Below are 18,678 nucleotides of genomic sequence, written 5' to 3'. Positions count from 1 at the left end.
CCTTAGATAAGTAGTGCAAAGCCGGTGATTACGACATTTAAGATGCCAAGCGGAAGTAAAATTTTCCAGCAAAGCATACTAAGCTGATCGACCCTTAAATGTGGCCACGACGCCCTCGTCCAGAGAAAAAAGAAAAAGACTAGGCTTGATTTTAAGATGATCATTAAAGCACCAGGGATAAATAAAAACTCGTTAAAACCACCTAAAAACAAAAGCGTGATAATGATGCTTGCTGCGATCATATTTGTGTATTCGCCTATAAAAAACATCGCCCATCTCATGCCGCTATACTCGGTGCCGTAACCTGCTACGATCTCGGTCTCGTTTTCTGTTAAGCAAAATGGCGTTCTGTTGCACTCCACAAAGCTTGCCATCACGAAAAGCACGAAGGCTAGGGGTTGCTTGAAGATGAGCCAGTTAAATATGCCTTTTTGGTAGTTGTTTATATCAACTAACGAGAGTGAGCTAGTCACCATCACAACGCTTAAAAGAGCCATGCCAGCGACCACTTCGAAGCTAAGAAGCGATACGACTGCACGAGCAGCGCTGATTAGTGCAAATTTATTGTAGCTTGCAAGGCCTGCTGCAAGTGGCGAAAATACGCAAACCGCTGCCACGCCAGCGATATATAAAACGCCTACGTTTATGTCAGCAAGTATCGGTCTAATCGTGCGACCAAAAATTTCAAACTCAGGCAAGAATGGCACCGGCGCAAGCGCTGCAAATGCCGCGATAGCAGAGATGAGAGGCGCTATTAAAAAGATAAATTTATTTGCATTTGCTGGGAGGATGTCCTCTTTTGTAAAGAGCTTTATCATGTCAGCCACGATCTGAAGCACACCAGCAGGTCCCACCATATCAGGCCCAACGCGGCGCTGCATGTAGGCTAGCACCTTTCTTTCAGCATAAGTCGCAAGCCCTGCAAGGCTCGCCATGACGGCCAAGATGACGACTGCTTTAACAATAGTTGTTATCACGAAAAATAGCATTTCACTCATTCTCTGCCTTTATTATTTTTACGCTAGCGTAACTCTTGCCCTCAAAAATGGCGCTTACATCAATCTTATCATCGTAGTCGCCAAGATAGGCCGCCACGCCTCCTAGCTCGCTATCAAGCTCTACGCAAATGGCAAATTTACGCCCATTTTTTTCTAAAATGACCGCTTCATTTTGTGAAATTTCAAATTTAGCCATAAACTCGCTACTTGCGTAAAGTTTCGCGCGTTTAGCAGTTTGTGTAGCGTAGTTTGCAAAAAACGATGGCAAATTTATAGGATTTGCAAGGCTTATTAACGCTTCGTCCTCTTTTAAATTTAGCTCATTTTTTTCTTTAAAAAGTGGCTCTATGTCCTCTTTTGGCGTGAAATTTGAGATTTCAAGCCTGTAGCCTCTGTGACTTGTGCCGTCATTTGCGTAAAAGTTTTCTAAATCATCAAATTTAACGCCCTTATAGCCCTTCTCCTTTGGTAGCTGCGCTGTATAATCAATCATATTTTTAGCCGCCAGTCCAAGCGCATTTGCGATGTCATTTAAGAAGTAGCCGCCATGTGTCAAAGCCGCATTTGTCGGCACTACTTCGTTATTTATGCTTGTAAATGTGCCCTCTTGCTGATTTAGCGCACCAGCGTCAAGATCGCCCTCAAAAATGCTAAATTTAAACTCGCCCATTTCGTTATATCCTAGCGTCTTGCCAGGCTTTTTCTCGCGTGAAAGCGTGCAAATTTTAGCCACACCAAGCGAGTTTGTGCGAGGCGGTATCAGCATCACAGCAAAAGGCGTAGCTCTTGCGATCACTCCAACAAGCGCAGCTAGTAAATTTGCATTTTCATGAGTGTAAAAGTCACTACCCAAAATGAGCGTAAATTTAGCCTTGCCCTCGCTAAGAGCGGCTGCCTCCACGCCAAAGTTTTCATCAAATTTTTCAAGTCTAGCCTGAAGTGCTGCTGGTAAATTTTCGCCCCAGTTTTTAAGCACAAAGAGTAAAATTTGCTCCAATTTGCCAGCCTCATAGCTCACACAGGCGAAATTCTTTGAAAATTTCTTCACGACCTCATCAGCGATGTGATGAAAGTAAATTCCAGCCGCCTTGTTTATCTTTAGAGCGTTATTTAGCTTATAGCTTGTCACTGGGCTCTCATGGCGCAAGAAGCTGCCAGCCGTGATCACAAAGTCGCTATTTTTTAGGCTCTCATAGTCTGCGTTATATGAGCTAAGACCGCTAAATTCGCTAAAAATATTTAAGAAATTTTGAAATTTAAAAGCCTCATCGTTTAATAAATTTAGATCAAATTTCTCTCTCAAGCGCTCCAAAATAAGCACCTCTTCGTTTGTTATGAAGCTATTAAATTTTATATTTTTTATGTTGCCGTTTTTAAAATTTGAAATGAGCTCATTAAATTTCGTCTCATTTTTACGCGCGTTTTTGTTGTGAAAGTCGTAGCCAAACCTTGCCGCACCGCTTATCTCGCCAAAGTGAAAGTCGTTGCTAACGCGGTAAATTTGCTTGCTTCTATCGCTAGTGCTTTTTTCTTTTATGTCATAAAAAATGAGCTCGCAGTCGCTTTGGTGCGGATTTGCCGCTGGGACACGGCTTAGCTCCCAGACGTTTGAGTTATACTGGAAATTTGAGCTAACAAGCGCGCCAACAGGGCAGACGCTAATGCACTCTCCGCAAAATGAGCAGTCCAAATTTTCGCCCGCACTTGGGCCAATTAAGCTCTTTTGCATCTTGCTAAAGACGGCGTAGGCATCTTTTGGCATGCTCTCTTTTAGCTCTTTTGGCACCTCAACGCCCCTTGGCACCGTTTTTAGCGCACTCTCGCCGATCTTATCTTTACAGACCGTCACGCACCTCTCGCAGACCACGCAAAGGGCTGGGTCGTAGTTTATTAGCCCCCATTTTTTGTGCGGTTTGTGCGTATCTTCTATGGCAAATTTTTGCTCATTTACACGCAGATGCGCCGTTAAATTTTGTAGCTCGCACTCGCCACTTTTATCGCAAACGCCGCATTGAAGGGGGTGATTGACGCAGTAAGTCTGCATGATCGCATTTCGCTCAGCAGCGATCTCTGGCGTATTTGTGTAAATTTGCATATCCTCTTTGGCTTTGGCATTGCAGCTATAGACCACTTTGCCGTTTGCTTCGACCATGCAAAGCCTGCAAGCAAGCGTTGGCGAACAGCCGCTAAGGTAGCAAAGCGCGGGTATGTAGATGCCATTTGCCCTTGCGATATTTAGGATACTCTCGCCCTCGTTTGCCTCTAAAATTTGATCGTTTATGGTGATTTTCATTTGCTAACTACTACTTGTTTAAATGCATATCCATCAAAATTTTTTGCGCCAAGCACGGCAACTGTGCCTTTTAGCGTTGGATCAAGCCTAAATTTAGCGCTCACGCTAAAGTCTTTTGCCTTTAAATTTAAAATTTCGCCATCCTTCGCCTTTGCCACGATGCCAAACTGCACGCCGCCAACGATCTCGTCGCTTGCGTTTTTGTTTAGATAGACGACCGCTCCGTCAAAATTATCAAGCTCTCTTAGCTCGCCAACTTCGCCGCCTGCTGCAAATTCTCTCACTTCACCGCCTGCTAAAACGACATTTTTGCCTAAAATTTCAAGTAGCCAAAAGATCGCATCTTTGTCTGGATGAGTAAAAAAGGAGTCATCAATGATCACGTTTTTAACGTCCTTTATCCACTCGCCAAGCTCTTCAAACTCCTCCTCGCCCACGTTACACTCGCCGCTTATCAGCCCATCATCAAGCTCATCGAAAAACTCATTTTTCACCAAATTTGCATACTTGCAAAGAAGCGCTAAGACATAGCTTATCGATCCTATCTCGCAGCGGATCAAATTTTCGCCGCCAAGCTCGTTATCTTCAAAGCATGAGATGTATTTAAACTCGTGCTCTTTTATCTTTTTTGCTAAATTTTTGTCGCTCAAACTTAGTAAATTTGCGATACTTAGGCTCTTGCCTGCTATTAGATCATTAAATTTCATATCTTGCCCTTTTTTATCGTTAATGCCCAATCAACTTGGTTAAATTTAAGCGAGTTCATCACCTCGCAGTTTAAGTTATAAGCCAAATTTACAGCCTTCTCCACGCCGCTGTAATCACCTATCTCAAACAAAAATATCACCACTTCGCTTGGCTCGCTTGCCTTTATCTGCTGCCCAAGAGCGCTCAAAAACTCGCCCTTTAGATGCCTAAGATCGACCCTTCTCATCTATCAACCTCGCCTAAGATGATATTTGTGCTGCCAATTATCGCAGCCACGTCTGCCACATACTGCCCAACTAGCATATCTTCATAAATAGCGCAGTGCCAAAAGCTTGGCGTTCGAATTTTTAGGCGGTACGGGCTTGCGCTGCCGTCTGAGTTTATATAAATTCCAAGCTCGCCCTTTGGCGACTCACTAGCAAAGTAAATTTCACCCTTTGGTGGCTTTAGCCCCTGAGTTATCAGCACAAAATGCTGCATTAATGAGTAGTTTTGGCTCATTATCTGCTCTTTTGAGGCGCTCACATACTCTGGCGCATCGGCGATGATAGCAGGACTGCTGGTCTGATACTTGCTAACGCACTGCTTTAAAATTTTCACGCACTCGCGCATCTCTTTCATATAAAGTAAATATCTTGCGTAGCAGTCGCCCTTGGTGGCGTAAGGCACGTCAAATTCTAGCTCGTCGTAGATGAGATATGGCTCTTCTTTTCTGATGTCACGCGCCACACCACTTGCTCTTAGCATGACGCCAGAGCAGCCGCTACTAAGGGCTAGCTCTTTGCTAACTACGCCCACGTCTATTAGCCTTGCTTGCCAAATTCTATTTTCACTTAGTAGATCTTCGTAAAGCGTGATGTCGCTTGGAAATTTCTCGCAAAATTTAAGCAGCTCCTCGCACCAGCCATCAGGTAGATCAAGCGGCACGCCACCGATCCTTATGGAGCTATGAGTTAGCCTTGCGCCGCAGTATTTTTCTATGAGATCAAGGACATATTCACGCTCTCTAAATGCGTATAAAAAGACGCTCATTGCCCCTACGTCAAGGGCGTGCGTGGCTAAAAATAAAAGGTGCGAGCTGATGCGGTTTAACTCTAAAAGCATCACTCTAATGATCTGCGCACGGCGAGGCACTTCTATGGCGCAAAGCTTCTCCACAGCCGCGCAAAATGCGTAGTTATTCGCACTTGAGGCGATGTAATCCACCCTGTCAGTTACTGGGATAAACTCCTGATAGGTCATATTTTCAGCCATCTTTTCAACGCCTCGGTGCATAAAGCCAACCTCTGGCATAGCGCGCACGACCTTTTCTCCGTCAAGCTCAAGCACGAGCTTTAGCTGTCCATGTGCGCTTGGGTGCTGCGGGCCAAAATTTAGTATCATCTTGCCGTCATTTTGCTCAAATTCTAAATTTTCAAAAAATGGTTTTAAGCGGTTTGGTGCCTGGCTCAAGGTCTTTCCTTTACTATCTGGCTTTGGTTAAATTTAGCCTTTTTGACAAATCTCACGCCGCCTTCTTCTTGATACTCGTACTCTTCATTTTCGTCAAACACACGTGAAAATCCAAAGGTATCTTTCTCATCCACAAAGGCTGGGTCGCGGTTCTCTTCGCCGATCTGCTCTCTAAACTCACGCCCAAAAATTTTATCCACCTCGTACCATTTAGCAGCCTCGTCGCCAACTAGCGGATAGCTTTTTAGTAGCGGGTGCGAGTGCCAGTCATCAGGCATTATAAGACGCTTTAAATTTGGATGATCTTTGATGAGAACGCCACTTAGATCATACATCTCGCGCTCCGCCCAGTTTGCGCTTTTATAAAGCTCGCAAACGCTTTTTAGCATCTCATCCTTTTTGACAAAGCACTTTACGCGTGTGCGCCTATTTTTACTAACACTTAAAAGCTGATAAAATACCTCATATCCACCTTTTTGTGCTATATAATCAACCGCCGCAAGCTCACAAAGCTGCTCGTAGCCAAAGCTCTTTAACACTTCAAGTGCTTTAAAATTTTCACTAGAATTTACATAGAGAACAAGTTGGTTAAACTCCACGTAGCTAGATAGAATTTGCACTCCGCTTTGCTCTAAAACAGCTAGTTCCTCGTCAAATTTAGAACCACTTGCCACTTCTTTTGGCGTCTGCTTGGCGATATAAAATTTCTCGCTGTAATACTGCTTTTTTTGCAGGTCGTTTTTTGGCTTATACTCTCTCATATATCTAGCTTTCTTGGCTTTTGCGCCCTAAATGCACTTTGTTTTCTTATCTTTTTTTGAAGCATCATAAGTGCGTACTGAAGCGTCTCTGGGCGCGGGGCACAGCCTGGGATGTAGATATCGACTGGGATTATGCGGTCTACGCCTTGAACGGTTGAGTAGGTGTTAAACATGCCCCCAGTGTTTGCGCAGCTACCCATTGAGATGACCCACTTTGGCTCAGGCATCTGATCATATAGCCGCCTTGTAAATTCAGCGTGCTTTTTAGTTAGCGTGCCAGCTATGATCATCACCTCCGAGTGCCTTGGACTAGCCCTAAAAATGGTGCCAAATCTATCAAAGTCATATCTGCTAGCGCCACTTGCCATCATCTCGATCGCACAGCATGCAAGCCCGTAGCTAAGCGCCCAAAGTGAGTTGCTCCTGCCCCACTGCACGAGCTTATCAACGGTTGTTAAAACTACTGGCAGACCGCCATTTGCAGCGTAGTTTATCTGATGCTTTGCCATTTAAAGACTCCTTTTTGCCAAGCGTAGGCAAAGCCGATGAGTAAGATCGCTACAAAAAGCAGCATCTCTATGAGCCCAAATAGCCCAAGCAGCCTAAAATCCACCGCCCACGGATACATAAAAATGACCTCAACGTCAAATAAAATAAATAAAATTCCATAAAAAAAGTAGTGGATATTTATCTTATTTGGCTGTTTTACAGTTGTCGGTCCGCACTCGTAAAAGCCTACTTTTAGGCGCTCGGTATTGCGGTTGGCTAGCTTTTTGCCTATCTTTGAGGATAAAAATGTTATCAAGCTAAACGAACAAGTAGCTAACAAAAGTATGATAAAAGCGCCAAGATAGGTGCTGTCAAGCTCTGAGTGTGACATACTTCGCCTTTTTTAATTTTTCAAAATTCTACTAAATTTAAATTTATTTGATCTTGAAATAGCTCAAGAGTAGCGCACTCAAATCTCTTTTTGTGTAAAAAATACTCTTATTTTATCTTCTCAACGGCATCTTTTGCGGCGCTGGCACGCTCACTCTCATCAAGCTCGCGCACAAAACCATCTTTTGCTAAAATGATCCTAGTTGCCACGTCAAAGTAGCTATCATCGTGGCTCACGGCGATAACACTTATGCCCTTACTTTGCAAAAATGGCAAAATTTCTTTGTAAAATTTACGCTTAAATAGCGGGTCTTGATCGGCCGCCCACTCATCAAGGATAAGGATAGAGCGGTGCTCTAAGATGGCTATTAGCAGGCTTAGGCGCTTTCTCTGACCGGTTGAGAGCTGCGTGGTACTAAGTTTATTATCAACAACACTTACCTTTTTATCTATCTCAAGCAGCACTAAAAGCTCATCTATGTCGCTTTGGCTGGCAAAGCCATCACGAGAGAGCGTTTGCGAAAATAGATAAAAATCAGCAAAAATAGCGCTTATCTTTGCCTGATAGCTTTGTAAATTTGCCTCATCTATCTTTGTGCCATCAAGGTAAATTTCGCCGCTACTTGGGCGAAGAAGGCCACAGAGAATATTTATAAGCGTGCTTTTGCCACTGCCATTTTTACCGATGATAAATGTTATCTCGCCGCGTTTGATCTCTAAATTTACCCCTTTTAGGCTAAATTTGCCCTGCTCGTAGCTAAAATTTATATCTTTTAGCCTGATACTTTGCCACTCGTCGCTTAGGCTATCATCAAATTTAAAGCCTTGCTTAAATTCATTTAAATTTAAGTTCATTATCTTCTCTAAGCTCACTTTTGCGCTAAGTGCGGCTGGTATGGAGCCAACCATACTCATAAATGAGCCTCTTAAAAATAGTATCGTAAGGCTTATGCTAAGCGCCGTTTGTAGGCTCGCCCAGCCAAATGCCACGCACAAAAATACGCAAAGTCCGACCGCACCAAGAAGCATTACGTTTGTAAAATTATCACTTAGCGCGTGATATACGTCAGCTTTTACCATGCTTTGGCGCTTCTTATCGCCTGTTAAATTTAGCTCATCAAAGCAGACACTTGCCCTTACCCTGTTTAGGCTAAGCTCTCTGTGGCCCTCGACGATGTCGTCGTAGTGCTTTTGCAGTGCGTCATCTTGCATCCTTGAGTCTTTGAAGTAAAAGTGGATCTTTTTCATCAAAAGCGTGTTTATAACGAGTGTTGCACCGATCCAAACTGCGCTAAATATAAATACTTTTGGCGCAATATAGGCTAGATAAAAGCTAGCACAAATGATGAAAACTAGGCTTTGTATGAAGCCAGTAGCGCTCATGAAAGCAAAAGTGATCGTCTTTATGTCGTTGTTTAGACTGGCTATGATCTTTGCCTTGCCGATCTCGTTTATCACGCTATTTGGCGTGTCTAAAATTTGCTTTACGCTTTGATATCTAAGCTCGTAGATAAATTTATGTCCGAAATTTGTAAGCGAGATGTTTGCAGCGATGGCGCTTATGAAAAATAAGACCAAGATAGCTATAAATTTAACCGCCACGAAGGCGTTAAATTCTTTTAAATTTACAAGTTCATTGTTGATAAAAGAGAGCGTCCAGACGCCAAGCCCGCTAAAAGCAAGCGTCAGGACCACTATTTTGATTATTGAAAAAAGATTGCTTTTTATTAAATTTGCAAGCATTACATCGCAGCGCGTGGCTGAATGATGTTTTGATCAAATTTTTGCTCGGTATTTTCACTCATGATGTGAAGCACCTTGCTGCGTTTGATCTTAGCGTCATCCTTAAATATCGCGCGCACCTTGTCCATGCCAGCGTAGAAGTCGCGCATGAGCACGACGCAGATGTATTTGCCAAAAAATGTCGGCTTGATAACGCCATTTTCTTCGTAGATCGCATTTACTAGTTTTAGCAAGCTAAGCTCAACAAATAGATCTTTGTTGATGTTTGCATCGTTTTGCTCGTTGTAGGTTTTGATATCGACTGCGCCGTCAAAAAGCCTTGTTAAAAATGTATATTTTAGTCTCTCTTTTTTGCTAAATGCGCATTTTGCGATGACTGGGCTTTGCCTGCCTTTGATCTTTCTGCCGTAGTCAAGTAGGTTAAAGGCATTTATCACAAGCTCACCGTCAAGAAAGCTAAATGCCCCGCTACCAACGCCTACGTACTCTAAATTTGAGCCCACGTATTCGTCGCGAAGATCTGCGCTTTTTTCATTTGAAAACGCCCAGGCGTTGCTTTGTCTGTAGCCGCTTTTAGCAAATTCACTCACGATGATCTCGTAAAATTCGCGCTCGTTATCGACGTTTGAGACGCCAAGTGCGCGAGCGATGTTTTCTCTCGTTAGCTCCGATTTCATAAGCGGATAGAAGGTGATCTGCTGCGGAGAGATCGATTTTGCGACATTTACGTCGTTTATTATCTGCTCTTTTGTTTGATTTGGTAGGTTAAAGATGAGATCTAGGCTGATAACTGGGATCTTGCCAAGAGCCTGCTCTATCTTTCTTTTTGTCTCCTCTGCCGAGCCAAATTTATCGTATCTGCCAACCTTTTTTAAAGTCTCATCATCAAAGCTTTGCACGCCTACGCTTAAGCGATCGATGAGGCCGTCAAAGCGGCTGAGACTCTCTGGCGAGATGTGATTTGGATCGCTCTCTGCTGAGATATCCTCTATGCTAAAGAGATCTTTTGCGAGTTTTAGCGTTTTTTCAAGCTCTGGCTCGTTTATAAGCGTCGTGCCACCACCCACATAAAGCGATGTAAAGTCAAAGCCAGCCTCTTTTATCTGTCTCATCTCCTCGCGTAAATTTTCAAAGTAAATTTTCGCAAGCTCCTGCTCGTAGTGGTACTTGTGAAACGAGCAATACGGGCAAAATGTGTGACAAAACGGCACGTGAGCGTAGAGCATGTACTTTTTGTCTTTTTTTGGAGTTTTGGTGTAAGTCGTGTTTAAAATGTCTATGTTAAATTCGTTATATAGCGATTTTTGTATAGAATTATGAGCGTAATTTACAGCAAAACTCTCAACAATATTTTTAAAAATCATAATTAATCGCCTTAAATAAGTTAGTTTTAATTTAGTCCATTAGGATAGCCAAATTTTAATAAATTTAGCCTTGTATTAACGTAAATTTTGAGTAAAAAATGCAATCATTTTTTAAATTTTTCATTTTTACAAACCTGCGATTTTTACATATCTTGCTCGCTTTTGCTCTACAAATTTAAGCTTAGCCTACTTACTCTTTAACCCTTGATATGACCTTGCTTGAGTCAAGCTCAAATTTCACTCCGTCTTTTGTCTGCAAATAGTAAAATTTACCGATATTGCAAAGCGACTTCACATCATAAATTTTAACCGCTTTTTCATCTATCTCACAAGGCGTTTGCTCTTTGCCTTTTGCCTCACAAAGTGACTTTGGCAGGGCATTTAACGCACTTTTATCCACAAGTAAAAATTTATAATCCACATCGCCTATGTTAAAGGTTTTTGCTGTGTATTTTATAAACAAAAGCGAGTTTGAAACGATCATAAGCGAAAGTGCAGCGTAGAAAACAAATGAAAAGCCTCTAGTCTCTTTGATACTAGCAGCGCCCAGTATAAAAGAGAGCATAAACGAGCAAAAGAGTATCCAAAGTGCCAAAAATTCGCTATTTTTTGAGATAACAACCGAAATGATAAAGAGTAAAATCATGAGAAATGACAGAAGATAGATGATAAATTTTGATCTATCTTTAAAGGAAACTGCCAAATTTACTCCAACGTAGGAAAGTAAAAACATCGACAAAATAGTGCTCCAGCCGTAGTTTAGCTTGTAGCTTGCAAAGGCCAAAATGGCAAAAGAGATGAGAGTTAAAATGTAGATGAAATTTGAGTTATAAAAAAATAGAAATTTTGGCTTTTTAAATTTATGCTTTTTATCGTCGTTTTGGTACAAAAATGAGACAAAAACGAGGACTAATATCTCAAAAACAGTGATAAATGCGGTTGCGCAAAATAGCAAGATGCCTGTAAATATCATCTCTGAGCTATCTAAACTCGGAAAATATCGGGTCTCAAAACCAAAATATAAAAAGTAGCAAAGCACGCTGATGATAGGCACTATGAAATTTGAGTGTTTGAAGAAATTTGCAACGCACTCTTTTATGAAATTTGCCTTTAAATTTGCCGAGTGCTCGCCCAAATGGCTCTCGAAAAACGAGTTTAAAAGTAGCTCATTTTTGACCTTTTCAAGCTCCTCTGGCTCTTTTGAGAGCACCCTTTTGTAAATTTCATAGTTTTGCTCGTCAAAATCCTTTATGATCTCATCTTTGATATCCAAAATAACAAGAGTGATCTGCTCTTTTATCTCGCCAAGCCTTTTTAAAACTTCAGCAAAATTTGTCCTATTTAACCTATCAAAAAGGTCGTTTTCTTCGTTTAAAAGAGCGATCAAACGCGCTTGTTTGCTGCTTCTTATCTCGCAGTTTGAAAAATTTGCCTTTAAAAAATTTACAAATTTTTTAGCGTTTTTAACGCTCTCATCTTTTTCATCTAAAATGTCTTGATAACTCAAATTTACCTTTCTTGCTTCTCTCTTGAGATAATTTTACTTGCGTCAAGCTCGAATTTTATTTCCTTATCGTTCTTGTTTTTATAACCAATTGTTTCTAAATAATAAAATTTACCAAGAGTTGAAAGGGCCTTAATGTTGTAAAGTTTCATAACTCCGCTTGTCTCATTTTCATCGTAGTAGGTTTTATTGAAATCGCAGTTTTTATTTTTAGCATTTTTGCAAATTTTTTCTGGTAAAGCACTTGCTACACTTTTTTCTATAGATAAATACTTATATTTAACATTTGCGATTTCAAAATTATTTGCAATATTGTCTGTAATTGTTACAAAAAAATACACTTGAATTGCAACAATAAAACCACTCAAAATAAGTCTATACTCTCCAGTTTGGTAAATTTCGTGCATATATAACAAAAAGCCTAGAGGAATAACAAAACTTATCAATATTGAAATGGAAAAAAGTTTTATCATTAATTTTACAATATTATTTGATAAATAATATTGTATTTTTGCTAACAATATTATGATTATAACAATTACTATTATTGAAACTATTTGTTTTAAAATACTATCAAAAATATAATCCTTGATTTTAAATGCGCCAAACACTAGTAAAAGAGTAATAATATATATGGCAGTAGTCACAAAAACAAACAACTTAGTAGAAGCCCCTGCAATCAACATGAGATAGGTATAAATCAATATAGATGGCATAGATATTGCCAAAATCAGTTTAAATTTTTTCTCTGTTTTATAATATTCTGGATATAAAAGCATTGGAGAAACAATAATTATAGAAAAAAAGCAATTACAAAAAATATTAAACCACCAAAGTAAAAAACATCGGAACCACTTAATGCCGGAAAATATCCAACAAATAGACCAAAATACACAAAATAACAAATCATACTAATCAAGCTAATGCCAGATAGTATCAATGGATGAAATTTTAAAAGAGCATTTACATGGTCTTTAATACTTTTTTGTTCATAAAAATTTGTTAAATAATATTCAAATAACTTATTGAAAAGTAATCTATTTTTTATTTTAATAGCTTCATTATTTAACAACTCCTCTTTCTTTTTTTTAATAAACTTATCACTAAACTTTTCTTTTGCTATTTCGGCTTCTACCTCTTTATTAAAAATTTTTTTAATTTTTTTGTTTTTTAATATTTCTCTATTATTTTTTATGCTTGTTAATAATTCTATGATTTTTGATTGTGGCGACCCCTTACAATCACAATTAAAGAAAGTCTCTTCTAAAAATTCTCTAACCCTACTAGCGTTACTTTCTTTATAATCAAACAGACAAGAAAATATATTTTTAAAATTCTTATACAATTCTTTTTTAATGTTGTGCATATTTTCATCTAATAATTTATCTGGTTCTAATATTTGCTTTTTGTCTTCAGAACTTATTTCATCAATAACATTTATTTTATTATTTTTAATTTCTAAGATTTTTAAACTTATCTGATATCCTATATCTTTTAATTCTTTAGTAAAATCGTTAGAATCTTTTTCACCTAACTTCAAATATAATTTTTTTCTTTGTTTAGAAGTGCTACTAATTGATTGTATTTATCTAGTTCTTTAAAGTTTTTTCTTAAAAAATCTATAAATTTGTCTATTCTGACAATATTCTTATCTTTTTCATCTAAAATGTCTTGGTAGCTCAAATTTTGCCTCTTTCTACTAAATTTACAAATTTAACTAGCTAAGCACCTTTGCGATGTGCTCCCAGCCCAAATTTTCAGCAAATTCAGCCGCCGTTTTGCCACTTTTTGTTCGGGCATTTTTATCAGCGCCATATTTTAGCAAGAGATTTACAAGGTTTAAATTTCCAGCGATCGCCTCGTGGTGAAGCTGCGTATATCCAAACTCATCAGTGTCTGTGGCTACGCTTGGGTGCTCTTTTGCGTAGTTTTCAAACTGCTCAGTCATATTTTTGCTCATCGGGTGTTCTATCAAATTTTCTGGGTGTTCTTTTTGCTCGTAAACGACCAAGATATCGTTAAAATCGCCAAAATCAAGCCCCCAAGCCGCGTCATGCTCGGCTAGCTCATCTTTTTGCATGCGTGATCGCATCGCCTGCACGCTAAAGCCACCATAAGCACACCCGTCTATGGCAAAGAGCCAGTCGCTCATTTCTTCTATCTTCGCGCTTACTTGATCTCCAACTTTCACGTTTTGCACGGTGTCAGGCTCATTTACAAGCGTGCCATATATCGTATCTCCGTCAAATTCCACGTCGTTTATCCACATGTGCTCGCCCACCTCTTCGCCGTTTATGGTGTCAAGAAAGCAAATTTTTACCATCGCATAATCAAGCATAGGCACGATCCTGCGGCGCTCCCAGTAAAGCTCACGCCAAAAATATCTAAAGCTCTCACGAGCCTGCTCAAATGCGCGCTGCATGTAGTCTTCGTCGCTACTTACAAAATAGATCGGCATTTGCTCGCCAAGATCGATTTGTTTGCCAAAAATTTTCTTAAAAAAACTCATTTTTTATCCTTAGTGAAATAAATTTAAGTGTAAAATTGCAAAAAAACTGCCAAATTTAGGCTAAATAGCTAAATTTTAAATGAAAAATTTAGTGGCTATTTCGCAAAATTAGGCTAGGCGATTTCAAAAATTTAGCTTAGCAACTTACCAAATTTAAACAAAAACATCGTGAGATGGATTTAAATGTTGTGACGAAAAATCAAGCGTGCGCTAGGCGTATAGCCTGCGGAGCGAAAATTTTTCTAGCTCATTTAAAGGCGCTCACGAGAGGCCATTATTTTAGGTTTTTAAAGCTTATCGGAAGCTCTAAATTTAACCCCCTAACCAGCTTTATACACTCCTGCAGATCGTCTATGCTTTTGCTTGTCACCCTGATCTCTTCGCCCCTGACCTGCGCACTAACCTTGATCTTTGAGTCTTTGATCGCTTTGGTGATCTTTTTTGAGTTTTCGCCATCAAGCGTGTCGTTTAGCTTTAGCGTCGCTTTTAAATTTCCGCCACTAGCTGGCTCTCTTTTTGTCTCTGTAATCGCAACTGGCGGGATGTTACGCTTGATGAGCTTTGAGATCACTATATCTTTTAGCGCGTCGATCTTATTGTCGCTTGAGCTAAGAAGCGTGATAAATTTCTCCTTTTCATTTAGCTCAACTTCAGCCGCAAGCCCCTTAAAGTCATACCTTGCTGCGATCTCTTTTTTAGCCGTCTCAAGAGCGTTTTTAACCTCCATCATATCGACTTCAGCGCTTATATCAAAGCTGTGTTCGCTTGCCATTTTCTATCCTTTTATAAATTCTTCTATATTTTTAACTATGAGCGAGATCAGCCGTTTTCTGGCCTCCAAACTGCCCCATGCTACGTGCGGTGTGATTAGTAGATTTTCTTTGTTTTTTACATTTAAAAATGGGTTATTTTTGCTCATCGGCTCGCTTTCTAAAACGTCGGTGCCAAAGCGTAAATTTCTCTCATCTATCGCCCTTGCCATCGCCACTTCATCCACTATGCCGCCACGTCCTAAATTTAGCACTATCGCATCATCTTTTAGTAAATTTATCTCGTTTATACCTAGTAAATTTCTAGTCTTTTCATTTAGCGGTGCGTGGATGCTGATGATGTCGCTGACCCTTAGTAGCTCTTCTAAGCTTTTTTGCTTAAATTCGCTATTTTTATTTGCTCCGCTTGTCGAGTAGTAGCTCACGTTTGCGCCAAATGCACGTGCCACTGCCGCCACGCTTCGTCCTATCTCGCCAAGTCCGATGATGCCAAATTCTTTACCAGCGATCTCACTGATATCTGCGCCAAGATAGGTGAAAATTTCACTCTTCACCCACTCGCCGTTTTTTACGTACTCATCATAAAATTTGATGTGATTTGTCAGCTCAAAAAGCAAGGCAAACGTGTGCTGCACGACGCTTGCGGTTGAGTAGCCAGCGACGTTTTTTACAGCTATATTTTTAGCTTTTGCGTGCTCAAGATCTACGTTATTCATGCCAGTTGCGCTTATACAGATAAGCTTTAAATTTGTCGCGTCCATCACGGCTTTGTCGATGACGACCTTGTTTGTGATGACGATATCAACGCCCTTTAGACGCCCCACGACCTCATCGCTTTTGGTTTTTTGGTAGCTGATAAACTCGCCAAATTTCTTAAAAACACTAAGATCTACGTTTTCGCCAAGAGTGGCCGCGTCTAAACAAACGATCTTCATCCTTAGTCCTTAATGAAATGTCCTACAAATTTAGAGTAGTTATCTAAAATTTTGCCGCCCTTTCTATATCCAAGAGCGCACGCCTCATAAGCGTAAAATACGCCAGCTTGATAGCTCTCGCCTCTCTCATCTTGATTAAACTCGTAAAATTCTTGATAGATGGCTTTGTTTGAGTCGTATTCGCCGTCGTTACTTGCTATTTGTGCGCCGTTTTCATCGTGTATCGAGACGTTTGCGCCCTCTCTGCCAAATACCGGCTTTTTCACATATTTTTTGCCTTTTAGCGGCTCGTTCGAGGTTTCAAGCAAGAGAGGGTGATTAGGATATAGATCCCAAAGGATTTTTAAAATCCCCTTGCTTTGGAAAAGCAGCGTGTAGGCTGGATTTATGATGATAGCTTTTTGGTTTTTGATGATGTTTGAGAGTATGAGAGCCAGCTCGCCCTCGTCGATCGCTATGCTCTCCCAAGGGGCAAGCTTAAACCAGTACTCGAAATTTTCATCGCCTTTAAAAATACCCTCGTCATCATTGAAAACGACCTCGTCAACGTAGGCAAAGTCTGTTTCAAAGCCAGCCTCTTTTGCGATGTATTGCAGTAGTTTTACGGTCTGCTCGTCCTCGATACTGCCTGCGATACTGCTAAATAGTATCCCCCAATCCTCGTAAAGATCGTCAAAGTCGGCATCCTCGTCGCCAAGCGTGATAAGGCGTTTGAAATTTTGCTTTAGCGACTCGTAAAGGTCGTTAAACTGGGCTGCTTCGTCCATGTGATTTAGCTTTAGCATCGCCCACTGGATGATCGCTGTCTCAAAGACTGCCGTTGGCGTATCGGCGTTAAACTCAATGAGCTTTATAGGCTTGCCATCAAGCCCACCCGCTAGGTCAAACCTGCCGTAAAGGTGCCAATGAACGTCATTTTCCCAGCTATTTTTTATGATATCAACAAGGTTAAATGGTATACCTATCTCGTGAAAAAGGTTGTTGTCTATGACGTGCTGAGCGGCATTTACATACATATCGTAAAGCTCATTTGCAGCCTCATAGTAGGCATTTGCCTCTTTTTCGCTTACTTGCACGATCTCATCAGCGATATATGAGCTGTTATCGTTATCTGTATGCCATGCAAAGCCTATTTTCTCCATAAATTCATTGTTTAATGGGGTGATTTTTCTTAAATTTACCATTTTCAGCCTCCAAAGCTTGATGAGCTAGAGCTTGACTTTGAGCCACCACCAAAAAACCCACTCTTACCGCCACTGCTTCTTGCAGCAGAATTTGCCGCTTTTTGCTTGTTAAAGCTATCCACACTTCTTGTGTAAGCACTTGGATTTTTATATGTGCTTTGGCGATTTGCTTGGAAATTTTGGTTACCAAAGAGCTTACTGCCTATCCAACTACCAAGTATCGCGCCAGCTGCTGAAGCAAGGATAGTCTCGCCAAGGCTTAGTCCGCCGCTACTTAGCTGTGCGTCGCTCGTTCTTGTCAAATTTGAAGTGTTATTGTCGATCTTTGCGTTTGCTTGAGCTAGAAGTTTATCGATCTCGTCTTTACTTAGCACGCGCTCAGTGCCGTTCATATCTTTTAGCACGACCCTCGTTTCAGTGCTTGGATACTCTTCTAAAATTTTATAAACGCCAGGTGCGCTCTCCTCGATGATAACAAAGGCACCGTTTTTTTGCGCAACTTCATTTAGTGCATTTTCATTGCCGCCATCGTCGCTTCCACAACCTGCAAGTCCAGCCATGATAATGGCACCAAATCCCCCAACCGCAGCATAAGTTGCTATTTTTTTGATGTGTTTCATATCTCTCCTATCAACTCTTTTAAATTTTTATGTCTTCTAACAAGTATCACGCCGCGTTTAAATTTGATAAATTTGGAGTGATGTATCGCTTTTATTATCTTTTCACTGATCTTTTTTGTCGCTTTTGGCTTTAAATTTAACTCCTTTAGATATTCGCTTAAATTTATCCATTTTGACTCGTCCTCTATCTGCGCATCTATCGCCACTTCGCTTGTGGCACTTTCATTTTTAGGTGCTAAAAGAGGCCTTTGCATGGCGTTTAGAAACTGCATGAGCTTCTCGTCTCTATCCTTGTAAATTTGCAAAATTTCATTTTTTCGCTCGATGAGCATCTGCTCTTTTTCTTTAAAAAGCCTATCTTTGTCGGCTTGCAAATTTAAATTTAAGCTCTTAAGCTCATTTAGCTCATTTAGCAAATAACTTACAAACTCGTCGTTTTGGGATTTAGTTTTTGTGCTTTTTGAAGCAATTTTTGCGGGTTTTTCGCTACTTGGCTCCTCGTCAAGGATGACAAATTTTGTGCCATTTTCAATGACTGTTTTCAACGAGCCTCGTCGGATTCTATTATAGACTGCTTCTTTTGTTATGCCTAAAATTTCTGCAGCTTCATTTACAGCTAGCTTTTGCATCGGATTTCCGTTTAAAATAAAATAAAAAAATTGCTTTGATTATAAAAAAATAAGGCTAAAAGAAGAGTTAAACAAAGAGAGCAAAGCTCCCTTTGTCTTGGTTTTAGAGTCTTGACTCGTAGCGTCTAAGCATATAAAGACGTTTAAGCATTTTCTTGCGAGCTGCAATTTTTTGTTTCTTGCGGATCTCAGTTTTAGGCTCAAAGAAGCGTCTAGCTCTTGCTTCAGTAACGACTAAGTTACGGTCAGTTTGTTTTTTAAACTTTCTGTAACCCTCGTCAAATGACTCGTTAGGATGTACCTTAATACCAGGCAACGTCCTCACCACC

General features: G+C 40.3%; 21 protein-coding genes. All 21 read right to left on the bottom strand.

From position 1 onward, the window contains the following. Positions 1 to 2 precede the first annotated feature (2 nt). On the bottom strand, positions 3 to 998 hold the full coding sequence (nuoH, locus tag CYP26_RS06185) for an NADH-quinone oxidoreductase subunit NuoH (RefSeq protein ID WP_103630781.1): 996 nt from the start codon (positions 996 to 998) through the stop codon (positions 3 to 5). Further along, a complete protein-coding gene (locus tag CYP26_RS06180; RefSeq protein WP_103630780.1) occupies positions 991 to 3,291 on the bottom strand; it encodes an NADH-quinone oxidoreductase subunit G in 2,301 nt (766 codons plus the stop codon). The genes nuoH and CYP26_RS06180 overlap by 8 nt, the downstream gene beginning before the upstream one ends. After that, positions 3,288 to 3,998: a hypothetical protein gene (locus CYP26_RS06175; protein WP_103630779.1), complete on the bottom strand. Its 711-nt coding sequence runs from the start codon at positions 3,996 to 3,998 to the stop codon at positions 3,288 to 3,290. The genes CYP26_RS06180 and CYP26_RS06175 overlap by 4 nt, the downstream gene beginning before the upstream one ends. Continuing rightward, positions 3,995 to 4,225, bottom strand: coding sequence for an NADH-ubiquinone oxidoreductase subunit E family protein (locus CYP26_RS06170; protein ID WP_103630778.1), 231 nt, complete (start codon positions 4,223 to 4,225; stop codon positions 3,995 to 3,997). The genes CYP26_RS06175 and CYP26_RS06170 overlap by 4 nt, the downstream gene beginning before the upstream one ends. Next, entirely contained in the window at positions 4,222 to 5,451 is a 1,230-nt protein-coding gene (gene nuoD, locus CYP26_RS06165; protein ID WP_021086332.1) for an NADH dehydrogenase (quinone) subunit D, read from the bottom strand. The genes CYP26_RS06170 and nuoD overlap by 4 nt, the downstream gene beginning before the upstream one ends. After that, positions 5,448 to 6,212: an NADH-quinone oxidoreductase subunit C gene (locus CYP26_RS06160; protein ID WP_103630777.1), complete on the bottom strand. Its 765-nt coding sequence runs from the start codon at positions 6,210 to 6,212 to the stop codon at positions 5,448 to 5,450. Before CYP26_RS06160 ends, nuoD begins: the two co-directional genes overlap by 4 nt. Continuing rightward, positions 6,209 to 6,721, bottom strand: coding sequence for a NuoB/complex I 20 kDa subunit family protein (locus tag CYP26_RS06155; RefSeq protein ID WP_021083979.1), 513 nt, complete (start codon positions 6,719 to 6,721; stop codon positions 6,209 to 6,211). Before CYP26_RS06155 ends, CYP26_RS06160 begins: the two co-directional genes overlap by 4 nt. After that, on the bottom strand, positions 6,703 to 7,092 hold the full coding sequence (locus CYP26_RS06150) for an NAD(P)H-quinone oxidoreductase subunit 3 (RefSeq protein ID WP_103630776.1): 390 nt from the start codon (positions 7,090 to 7,092) through the stop codon (positions 6,703 to 6,705). Before CYP26_RS06150 ends, CYP26_RS06155 begins: the two co-directional genes overlap by 19 nt. Before the next feature lie 107 nt (positions 7,093 to 7,199). Continuing rightward, positions 7,200 to 8,834 (bottom strand): multidrug ABC transporter permease/ATP-binding protein, encoded by a 1,635-nt coding sequence (locus tag CYP26_RS06145; RefSeq protein ID WP_103630775.1) that lies wholly within the window; start codon positions 8,832 to 8,834, stop codon positions 7,200 to 7,202. Continuing rightward, positions 8,834 to 10,198 (bottom strand): coproporphyrinogen III oxidase family protein, encoded by a 1,365-nt coding sequence (locus CYP26_RS06140; protein WP_103630774.1) that lies wholly within the window; start codon positions 10,196 to 10,198, stop codon positions 8,834 to 8,836. The genes CYP26_RS06145 and CYP26_RS06140 overlap by 1 nt, the downstream gene beginning before the upstream one ends. Positions 10,199 to 10,388: 190 nt before the next feature. Then, entirely contained in the window at positions 10,389 to 11,705 is a 1,317-nt protein-coding gene (locus tag CYP26_RS06135) for a YrzE family protein (RefSeq protein WP_103630773.1), read from the bottom strand. Between the two features lie 2 nt (positions 11,706 to 11,707). After that, complete coding sequence (locus tag CYP26_RS06130; RefSeq protein ID WP_103630772.1) at positions 11,708 to 12,418, bottom strand: hypothetical protein; 711 nt, start codon at positions 12,416 to 12,418, stop codon at positions 11,708 to 11,710. Between the two features lie 77 nt (positions 12,419 to 12,495). Beyond that, on the bottom strand, positions 12,496 to 13,242 hold the full coding sequence (locus CYP26_RS06125) for a hypothetical protein (RefSeq protein ID WP_103630771.1): 747 nt from the start codon (positions 13,240 to 13,242) through the stop codon (positions 12,496 to 12,498). Continuing rightward, entirely contained in the window at positions 13,239 to 13,385 is a 147-nt protein-coding gene (locus tag CYP26_RS10270) for a hypothetical protein (protein WP_181000872.1), read from the bottom strand. The genes CYP26_RS06125 and CYP26_RS10270 overlap by 4 nt, the downstream gene beginning before the upstream one ends. Positions 13,386 to 13,419: 34 nt before the next feature. Further along, the gene (locus CYP26_RS06120; RefSeq protein WP_103630770.1) at positions 13,420 to 14,211 is read right to left on the bottom strand and encodes a YegJ family protein; all 792 of its coding nucleotides are present in this window, start codon (positions 14,209 to 14,211) and stop codon (positions 13,420 to 13,422) included. A 274-nt stretch (positions 14,212 to 14,485) separates the two neighbouring features. Further along, the gene (locus tag CYP26_RS06115; RefSeq protein WP_103558229.1) at positions 14,486 to 14,983 is read right to left on the bottom strand and encodes a YajQ family cyclic di-GMP-binding protein; all 498 of its coding nucleotides are present in this window, start codon (positions 14,981 to 14,983) and stop codon (positions 14,486 to 14,488) included. A 3-nt stretch (positions 14,984 to 14,986) separates the two neighbouring features. Beyond that, on the bottom strand, positions 14,987 to 15,916 hold the full coding sequence (locus CYP26_RS06110) for a D-2-hydroxyacid dehydrogenase (protein ID WP_103630769.1): 930 nt from the start codon (positions 15,914 to 15,916) through the stop codon (positions 14,987 to 14,989). A 2-nt stretch (positions 15,917 to 15,918) separates the two neighbouring features. Next, positions 15,919 to 17,100, bottom strand: coding sequence for a glutathionylspermidine synthase family protein (locus tag CYP26_RS06105; protein WP_103630768.1), 1,182 nt, complete (start codon positions 17,098 to 17,100; stop codon positions 15,919 to 15,921). Between the two features lie 2 nt (positions 17,101 to 17,102). After that, positions 17,103 to 17,720, bottom strand: coding sequence for a UPF0323 family lipoprotein (locus CYP26_RS06100; RefSeq protein ID WP_021083915.1), 618 nt, complete (start codon positions 17,718 to 17,720; stop codon positions 17,103 to 17,105). After that, positions 17,717 to 18,349, bottom strand: a complete 633-nt coding sequence (locus tag CYP26_RS06095; RefSeq protein WP_103630767.1) for a DNA-binding protein — start codon at positions 18,347 to 18,349, stop codon at positions 17,717 to 17,719. Before CYP26_RS06095 ends, CYP26_RS06100 begins: the two co-directional genes overlap by 4 nt. A gap of 103 nt (positions 18,350 to 18,452) precedes the next feature. Then, positions 18,453 to 18,665: a 30S ribosomal protein S21 gene (rpsU, locus tag CYP26_RS06090; protein ID WP_009294994.1), complete on the bottom strand. Its 213-nt coding sequence runs from the start codon at positions 18,663 to 18,665 to the stop codon at positions 18,453 to 18,455. Positions 18,666 to 18,678: the final 13 nt, after the last annotated feature.

The sequence above is a fragment of the Campylobacter concisus genome (genome assembly GCF_002913225.1).
GTDB classification, from domain to species: Bacteria; Campylobacterota; Campylobacteria; order Campylobacterales; family Campylobacteraceae; genus Campylobacter_A; species Campylobacter_A concisus_J.
This window is presented reverse-complemented; position numbering and strand designations above follow the sequence as displayed.

Bases quoted from the DNA above. Each gene is read 5' to 3' on its own strand.
- CYP26_RS06140 (WP_103630774.1), bottom strand. From the start codon at position 10,198: ATGATTTTTAAAAATATTGTTGAGAGTTTTGCTGTAAATTACGCTCAT.
- CYP26_RS06150 (WP_103630776.1), bottom strand. From the start codon at position 7,092: ATGTCACACTCAGAGCTTGACAGCACCTATCTTGGCGCTTTTATCATA.
- CYP26_RS06105 (WP_103630768.1), bottom strand. From the start codon at position 17,100: ATGGTAAATTTAAGAAAAATCACCCCATTAAACAATGAATTTATGGAG.
- CYP26_RS06110 (WP_103630769.1), bottom strand. From the start codon at position 15,916: ATGAAGATCGTTTGTTTAGACGCGGCCACTCTTGGCGAAAACGTAGAT.
- CYP26_RS06180 (WP_103630780.1), bottom strand. From the start codon at position 3,291: ATGAAAATCACCATAAACGATCAAATTTTAGAGGCAAACGAGGGCGAG.
- CYP26_RS06160 (WP_103630777.1), bottom strand. From the start codon at position 6,212: ATGAGAGAGTATAAGCCAAAAAACGACCTGCAAAAAAAGCAGTATTAC.
- CYP26_RS06095 (WP_103630767.1), bottom strand. From the start codon at position 18,349: ATGCAAAAGCTAGCTGTAAATGAAGCTGCAGAAATTTTAGGCATAACA.
- CYP26_RS06120 (WP_103630770.1), bottom strand. From the start codon at position 14,211: ATGAGTTTTTTTAAGAAAATTTTTGGCAAACAAATCGATCTTGGCGAG.
- CYP26_RS06170 (WP_103630778.1), bottom strand. From the start codon at position 4,225: ATGAGAAGGGTCGATCTTAGGCATCTAAAGGGCGAGTTTTTGAGCGCT.
- CYP26_RS06175 (WP_103630779.1), bottom strand. From the start codon at position 3,998: ATGAAATTTAATGATCTAATAGCAGGCAAGAGCCTAAGTATCGCAAAT.
- CYP26_RS06100 (WP_021083915.1), bottom strand. From the start codon at position 17,720: ATGAAACACATCAAAAAAATAGCAACTTATGCTGCGGTTGGGGGATTT.
- CYP26_RS06145 (WP_103630775.1), bottom strand. From the start codon at position 8,834: ATGCTTGCAAATTTAATAAAAAGCAATCTTTTTTCAATAATCAAAATA.
- nuoH (WP_103630781.1), bottom strand. From the start codon at position 998: ATGAGTGAAATGCTATTTTTCGTGATAACAACTATTGTTAAAGCAGTC.
- CYP26_RS06115 (WP_103558229.1), bottom strand. From the start codon at position 14,983: ATGGCAAGCGAACACAGCTTTGATATAAGCGCTGAAGTCGATATGATG.
- CYP26_RS06155 (WP_021083979.1), bottom strand. From the start codon at position 6,721: ATGGCAAAGCATCAGATAAACTACGCTGCAAATGGCGGTCTGCCAGTA.
- CYP26_RS06130 (WP_103630772.1), bottom strand. From the start codon at position 12,418: ATGCCATCTATATTGATTTATACCTATCTCATGTTGATTGCAGGGGCT.